Origin of the sequence: Psychrobacter sp., assembly GCF_035469765.1 — a bacterium.
GTDB lineage: Bacteria > Pseudomonadota > Gammaproteobacteria > Pseudomonadales > Moraxellaceae > Psychrobacter.
In genome coordinates this window covers 1-7006 of sequence record NZ_DATIRM010000335.1, presented here as the reverse complement: position 1 = coordinate 7006, position 7006 = coordinate 1, and the positions used below count along the sequence as shown (strand labels likewise).

The 7006-nt window shown below is 40.7% G+C and carries 6 protein-coding genes; 2 read left to right on the top strand and 4 right to left on the bottom strand.

Annotation, left to right across the window (positions count from 1 at the left end; all coding sequences use genetic code 11):
- Positions 1-233: 233 nt before the first annotated feature.
- Positions 234-2747, top strand: coding sequence for a Tex family protein (locus VLN09_RS09325; RefSeq protein ID WP_325245875.1), 2514 nt, complete (start codon positions 234-236; stop codon positions 2745-2747).
- Positions 2748-3017: 270 nt separating this feature from the next.
- Here VLN09_RS09325 and VLN09_RS09320 read toward each other — a convergent pair whose 3' ends face one another.
- Both VLN09_RS09320 and VLN09_RS09315 read right to left on the bottom strand, forming a co-directional pair.
- Positions 3018-3437 carry a hypothetical protein gene (locus VLN09_RS09320; RefSeq protein WP_325245873.1) on the bottom strand — a complete coding sequence of 140 codons (420 nt, stop codon included), beginning with the start codon at positions 3435-3437 and terminating at the stop codon, positions 3018-3020.
- A gap of 462 nt (positions 3438-3899) precedes the next feature.
- Entirely contained in the window at positions 3900-5198 is a 1299-nt protein-coding gene (locus tag VLN09_RS09315) for a saccharopine dehydrogenase family protein (protein WP_325245871.1), read from the bottom strand.
- A 426-nt stretch (positions 5199-5624) separates the two neighbouring features.
- On the opposite strand from VLN09_RS09315, the gene VLN09_RS09310 reads away from it, so the two are divergent.
- Positions 5625-5780, top strand: a complete 156-nt coding sequence (locus VLN09_RS09310; RefSeq protein WP_011512513.1) for a DUF1328 domain-containing protein — start codon at positions 5625-5627, stop codon at positions 5778-5780.
- A gap of 149 nt (positions 5781-5929) precedes the next feature.
- On the opposite strand, the gene VLN09_RS09305 is transcribed toward VLN09_RS09310, so the two are convergent.
- Positions 5930-6223 (bottom strand): 4a-hydroxytetrahydrobiopterin dehydratase, encoded by a 294-nt coding sequence (locus VLN09_RS09305; RefSeq protein ID WP_325245868.1) that lies wholly within the window; start codon positions 6221-6223, stop codon positions 5930-5932.
- A gap of 313 nt (positions 6224-6536) precedes the next feature.
- Positions 6537-6830 carry a GNAT family N-acetyltransferase gene (locus VLN09_RS09300; protein WP_325245866.1) on the bottom strand — a complete coding sequence of 98 codons (294 nt, stop codon included), beginning with the start codon at positions 6828-6830 and terminating at the stop codon, positions 6537-6539.
- Positions 6831-7006 lie beyond the last annotated feature (176 nt).

The window sequence follows — 7006 nt, the reverse complement described above, 5'->3', positions numbered from 1 at the left end:
GTACACAGCAATATTTGTGCAATTGAGACTTTAGTGTATAAGATTGCCGTCATAATTGCATCACTGATAAAGACAAATGCTGTATGTGTTTGTTTAATAAAGCAGCAAAAACGTGCTTATTAGAGGATTTTGGCTATAAATAATGTCATAAATCATGAAAATATAAAAAGGATTTCTATTCATGCAGCTTTTGCTATAATGCAAAACTACATTTCTCAACGATTGATACGTATATGAGTAGCACTGATACCTTAACGCCATCTCAAACCTCGACAAATGCACAGGTTTTAGATGCCACCACACACGCGAATATTCATGACAAGCTTGCTCGCGCGCTTGGCATTAAGACTGCTCAAGTCAATGCGTTTGTGAAATTGTACGATGAAGGCGCGACTGTTCCGTTTATTGCCCGTTACCGTAAAGAGAAGACGCAGAATCTTGACGATGCGCAGTTACGAGCGCTTGAGAAGTCTCTCAATTATGAACGTGACATGGCAACCCGTCGCCTCAAAATTACTGAGCTGCTCAGCACGCAGGGCAATTTGACCGATGAGCTACAGAAGCGTATTGATAATGCTGTATCAAAGCTTGAGCTTGAAGACATCTACTTGCCATATCGTCCGCGTCGCCGCTCTCCTGCCGCCAAAGCACGCGCTGCTGGTCTTGATGTTGCTGCCCAAGCAGTACTAACGCAAGAAATCACGCCGACGGATGCGCTAGCAGACTATCAAGTACAATCGAGCATTACTGATGAAAGTGGTCAAGAGATTGACGTTGACTTCAGTGATATCGACAAGCAGTTGGCAGGTGTACAAGCCATCATCGTTGATGAATGGACACAAGCATTAGATTTGCTTGATAATTTGCGTAGCGGTTTTGCCAAAACAGCCAGCATCGTCTCAGCGGTTGCCAGTGATGAAAAGCGCGAAGTCGGTGAAAAATTCAAAGATTATTTTGAGCATAGTGAAAGCCTTGCTCGTCTGCCAAATCATCGTCTATTAGCGATGCTACGTGGTCGTCAAGAGAACGTCTTAGGTCTAAAAATTGAAGGCGAAGATGCACCATTTATTGAAAAAATCGTGAAGCACTTTGAGATTGATGCCAAAGCGCCTGATGCCCGTCGTGAGTTTTTGACAGAAGCGGCGACCAGCTTATGGAAAGACAAATGGCGTCCACATATCGAGCATCGATTATTGACTGAAAAGCGTCTAACCGCTGAAGCTGATGCGATTGATGTATTTGCTAATAATCTACAGCATTTACTTATGTCAGCGCCTGCTGGACGCAAAGTAATTTTAGGTGTAGATCCTGGTATCCGTCATGGCGTAAAAATGGCGATTGTCGATGCCCAAGGTCATGTCATGTTAGACAGTGAAGACAAGCCTGTGGTTGCTACGGTCTATCCATTCGCACCTGATAATAAAATGGATGAAGCCAAAAAAGTCATCGATGAGCTATTAAGCACTTATAATGTCGATTTGGTCGCTATCGGAAACGGTACAGCGAGCCGAGAAACAGACGCAATGATTAAAGAGATTTTAGCGGCGAACGAGTCATTAAAAGCCAAAGCAGTCATCGTGAATGAGTCTGGCGCGTCAGTCTATTCTGCCAGTGAGCTCGCCACTGATGAGCTTGGCAATCTGGATGTCTCTGTACGCGGTGCAGTGTCTATTGCTCGTCGTTTGCAAGATCCATTGTCAGAATTGGTTAAAGTTGATCCAAAAGCGATTGGCGTTGGTCAGTATCAGCACGATGTTAACCAAACCCAATTGGCAGATAGTCTTGATAAAGTCACACAAGATAGCGTTAACGCCGTTGGTGTTGATGTAAATACCGCAAGCCCAGCTATCTTAGCGCACATTGCCGGCTTAAATAAAAACGTCGCACAACAAATCGTCACGTATCGTAAAGAGCATGGCGCATTTGATAGCCGCGAGTCATTGAAAAACGTTCCACGTTTAGGCGCTAAGACCTTTGAGCAAGCAGCAGGATTTTTGCGGGTTCATGGTGGCAGTAATCCACTAGATGCTACTGGCGTACATCCAGAAAGCTATGCCTTAGTTGATAGTTTGCTGACCCAAACAGGTAAAGCATTGCTAGAAATCATCGGTAATGATGGTGTGTTAAATAGCATTGATACCGCTGCGCTAGCTGCTAATGATGAAAATGTGAGCGTAAAAGCCATTTTGGGAGAGCTTGCCAAGCCCGCTCGTGACCCACGCCCTGAGTTCAAAACCGCCAACTTCCGTGAAGACGTCAATAGCATTAAAGACTTGAGCGAGGGCATGACTTTAGAAGGGGTTGTCACCAATGTGACCGCCTTTGGTTGTTTTGTCGATGTCGGTGTACATCAAGACGGTTTGGTGCATATCTCACAGATGGCTAATGACTTCGTTGCAGACCCGATGAACCGCGTGAAGCCGGGTGATATCGTTTCAGTCCGTGTGATCTCTATCGATGAAAAACGTGGCCGTATTGGTTTTAGCATGAAACCTGAAGGTGAAAAACCCTCACGTCCAGCTGCAAAGCCTGCAACGACTAATAACGATGAAAAAGCCAGTCGTCCACGTCCCAATCGCCCAGCTGGTGATAAGCGTCCGTCTAAGCCTAAGCGTCAAGACAGTAGTAATAGTAACAGCAATAGCCGCAGCAAGGCTCCTCGGGCGGAAAAAGCAGAAGCACCTAGCAAAATGGGTACTTTTGGTGCATTATTGCAAGAAGCTGGTGTGACTAAAGCTAAGAAATAAAACGTCGTATTTGTATTATAAGCAGTAATAAAAAAGGCAGCCATTAGGCTGCCTTTTTTAATTAAATCAACTGTGCTTTTTAATCACTATATAGTCGGTGAAAAGTAATATCGATACAACACGTACTGCTGGTGCAAATTTTTCTTGCTTGCTGTGCCTACGCAGACAGAGGCTGCAAAAAATTTACACCAGCAATACTGTAGCGACTTTAAAGTATTTCAACTATATTTAGCTTAATCATTGTCTGAGCACAGTTACTTAGGTATTTACTTATAGATCGTCTTCTTCTGAAACTTCTGTTAAGTCTTCTTCCACATCTAACACCGCTTCTTCAGAGATGATTTTAGTTGTTTGTAATTCTGAATTTTTTAAAGCTTCTAACGGCGCTTTTATTTCGGTAGTCATCGGCTGTTGCCCAAGATTACTAGTAACGCGTGCACGTGATATGGTTTGAGTTTCACTAATCGCAAACGGGCTAAACTTGTCTGTTTTAGCGTCAGTATTAGATGTATTGGCACTAGCATTGTCATCAGTACTTTCAACTTCAGCCACTACTGCAACGGTGCTGTTTTTAGCGGTAGCTTTCGTTTGAACAGCAGCAGTCGTTCCAGCTGGAGCTGCCATTGCCAATGTTGGAATTGCTAGGGCAGCGCCGATAAGTAATGATAAAGGTAGGGTGCGGTTATTCATGCGTATATTCCTTAATTGACAGTCTTCTAATGTCTGTTGAAATGTCATCAAATTGATTTTGGAAAATGCTATTCGCTATAGCAGCTATCCATTTAGTACTTTGCATCTATATGTTTAAAATATCTAACATATAAGTAATAGGAAAAATAAAATCATGACAATCAATAAGCGACTATCATGATCAGTTATTGGCAATAACTTTACTTAGATATTGATATTATTCTTTAACACGTTGATACGCACTGAGTTTGGAATACCAACCATTTTTAGATACTAGGAAAGATAATAGCAATTTAGAGGTGATATACTCAGTAGCATAACGATTAATAGTCTAACAGGCTGCTGCCACTAAGTGATTTAGTGCAATTATTGTAGTGTTATTGTTAGATAAAAAACCGTACCTTGTTGCCAAGGTACGGTTATCAAAATGGTTAGAAAAGGACACTATGAAGTTAATAGATACTAGCCATTAATCACATCAAAGCTAAGACCAGCATGTTCCTCTAAACGCTCAATTAGCTTGTCGCCCATTGCAGAGGCAGGTGTCCAAAAGCCGCCGCTCACTTCTTCTTTACTGATATCTTGCGCTAAACATAATGCCGCTTGTGACAACATACGTGAAGTGCTGCCGTAGCCTGGATCTTTGTCACCCGTTACCTTGGTAGCAATGCTGTCTTGGTTAGCCGTTTGTCCAAAAAGGCGAATATCAAAATAGCCGTTTTCTTGCTCTTCTTTAGAAGGACCTGAGCCTGATTTAGGCAATACGTGCTTGGATAATAACTCGCGGCTTGGCGTAATCATCATGGCAGTTGCAAAGCCAAGCAAGCCTGCACTCAACGCGTAGCTCGTAAGCTTACCTTTGATACCATCTTTCATCCACATCGCTTCGTCATATTTAAAGTCGCGACCATATTCATAACCAAGCAATTGATTGCTGCGATGCACAATGCGCGTATTGATACTTGCCATCACAAAAGGCGCAAGCCAGCGCTGATGTTCGCTATCGTATTCTGGTTTGCTGACATTGCTCTGTTGCATGTTTGGCGCATCTTTATCATCGTTTAGCAAATAAGGGTTTGCCACTTGCTTGCGGCGAGATTTATCTTGTCCGACTTCTTCAAAGATAGTCACCATTGAAGCAATGGTACCGCCTGATAGTCCGCCTTTTGCAGCTTTGACGCGCATATGAATCACATCGCAAGCACTATCGAACTTTGCTTCAGCCTGCTTTTGCGTAAAGTAAACGCCTAAGTCTGATGGAATAGAATCAAAGCCACAAGAGTTGACGATACGAGCACCACGTTGTTTTGCTGCCTCTTGATACTTATCCATCATGTCTTTAATAAATATCGCCTCACCAGTGAGGTCAACATAATCGGTACCATTATCAACACACGATTTGATAAGTGGCTCGCCATATTTAAGATAAGGTCCAACAGTTGAGATAATGACTTGCGTTTGCTCTGTCATTGCATCAAGGCTTGCCGCATCATCGCTATTAGCAATAATAATATCTACTTTGCTTGCCAGTCTGGATTGCAGTTCATTGAGCTTTTCTTGATCACGACCGGCTATCGCCCAAGTGATTTCAGTGCCGTTCTTGTCTTTGTTAGCAGATAGAAACTCTGCCAGATAATGAGCAGTGATTTGCCCAACAAAGCTGGTCGCTCCGTATAAAACTACCGCATAAGCTCGTTTTTCACTATTAGATTTTTTGTTATCACTTGATGAGTTGGTACTCTTTGATATATCCGTATTCATCGTTATTTTCCTTGTTAATGTGCTTTGTCAAATGATTGTTATAAGAAAATAATGGTTAAGATTAATTTAGATTAGAAAAAAGGCGTCACAAATAGTATTTATCAAATAAAACGTAACATCTTTGGATAATCTTCTCATATACCTAGTAGTACTTAAGTGCTTATTTACCGTTTCCACACATAAGTGCTGAAAATATCTTTAAATGGTAAGATTTGCTACAAAGTTTACATAACCTATCGACATTATTACCAAAATGAACCTTTTATCTTGAAAATCATTGCTACTCTATATTCCCAAGCACTAAAAGCTGTAACAAAATAAAAAGTACAATATCAGATGATTGGTAGTGTAAGTAGTTAGCTGTGTAGCACTGACTATAGCAACCTTATTATTTGACTTTTCAATTACTATTTTAGGAGAATTATTATGTTTCGTTGGGCTATTATTTTCGCTGTAATCGCATTGTTAGCAAGTTTCTTAGGATTTGGTGGTGTTGCTGGATTGTCTGCAAACTTCGCCTATATCTTGTTAGCATTAGCAGTCATTCTATTCATCGTGGCGTTTGTTAGCCGCCGTATGTAATAGGAAAGTATACTCGTCCTATAAAGACATTAGCCAGTTAGAAAACTGGCTAGTAAAAAAGACCTTAGATTGATGAATCTGAGGTCTTTTTTTATGGCTAAAATATAGCTGTCTGCTAAGTTATTCGTAGTAAACACAAAGCTTAATATTTATAAGCGTTTGGGCTGAACGATATGCTCCATACGTTTTGCCAAACGAATATCGTGGCTAGTAATACCGCCAGTATCACCAGTGGTCAGGCGAACCTCGACCACATTATAGGCATTACTCCATTCAGGATGATGCTCTAACGCTTCAGCATGAAAAGCCGCTTGATTCATAAAGCACATCGCTTCAACAAAATCGCTAAAGTGGTAAGTTTTTACGATAGAATTACCATCGCGCTCCCAGCCTGGCAACTCTTCTAACTGTAAATCGACTTGTTGGTTAGATAAACTACTCATGGTGATATCCTTTATTATTATGGTGGATGGAAAAATGACTATTAACGATAAAATAGTGTAGCGACTACTATAAGTTTTATGTGCTTTCACGAACGGAGCAAACGCTTATACGATAAATAAAAAGTCATAGGATAAAAAACCCAACTATTGCTGATAATTTATTATATATTTGGCTACAAACATACGATAAAAGTATCAAGAAAATAGGAGGGCAGTGACATTAATAATGAGAGTATATAGCGCTAGTATAACGGTTAATAGGGCAAACTATCATAGCTATCTATTGTTAAATATACTTATTCAGTAGTTTGAGCTATAGCAGATCTTTATATTCAGGGTTTTTATTAATATAAGAGGCAACAAACGAGCACTGAGGTACGACTTTTTTGTTATGCTCACGAGCATAGTCCAATGCTTGTTTAACCAATGCTGAACCCACGCCGTGACCGCCTAGCTGTGGTGGCACGATAGTATGATCGTATACCAACTTATCATCACGCTCTTTATAGCTGATATAGCCTGTCTGCCCGTCAATCAAAGTCTCAAAACGTTTTGCTGCCTCATTATGGACGATATTCATATCTAATTTTGTACTGACATTACTCATAAAAACTCCCTATCTATGGTTAGATATTATACTTATTTATACATTACTGACTTAGCATTGGTTTTTCAATATAAGCCTATTTTAATTATTTCTACTCTTATTATTGTGCAGATGTTCAGTCTACATTTCTAGGCTGTTAGCGTAAGAGTAGATAGGGCAAATGTTAACATTTTTAA

What these genes read in the sequence shown, in the direction of transcription:
- VLN09_RS09325 (WP_325245875.1), top strand. Translation starts at nt 234, where the DNA reads ATGAGTAGCACTGATACCTTAACGCCATCTCAAACCTCGACAAATGCA.
- VLN09_RS09320 (WP_325245873.1), bottom strand. Translation starts at nt 3,437, where the DNA reads ATGAATAACCGCACCCTACCTTTATCATTACTTATCGGCGCTGCCCTA.
- VLN09_RS09315 (WP_325245871.1), bottom strand. Translation starts at nt 5,198, where the DNA reads ATGAATACGGATATATCAAAGAGTACCAACTCATCAAGTGATAACAAA.
- VLN09_RS09310 (WP_011512513.1), top strand. Translation starts at nt 5,625, where the DNA reads ATGTTTCGTTGGGCTATTATTTTCGCTGTAATCGCATTGTTAGCAAGT.
- VLN09_RS09305 (WP_325245868.1), bottom strand. Translation starts at nt 6,223, where the DNA reads ATGAGTAGTTTATCTAACCAACAAGTCGATTTACAGTTAGAAGAGTTG.
- VLN09_RS09300 (WP_325245866.1), bottom strand. Translation starts at nt 6,830, where the DNA reads ATGAGTAATGTCAGTACAAAATTAGATATGAATATCGTCCATAATGAG.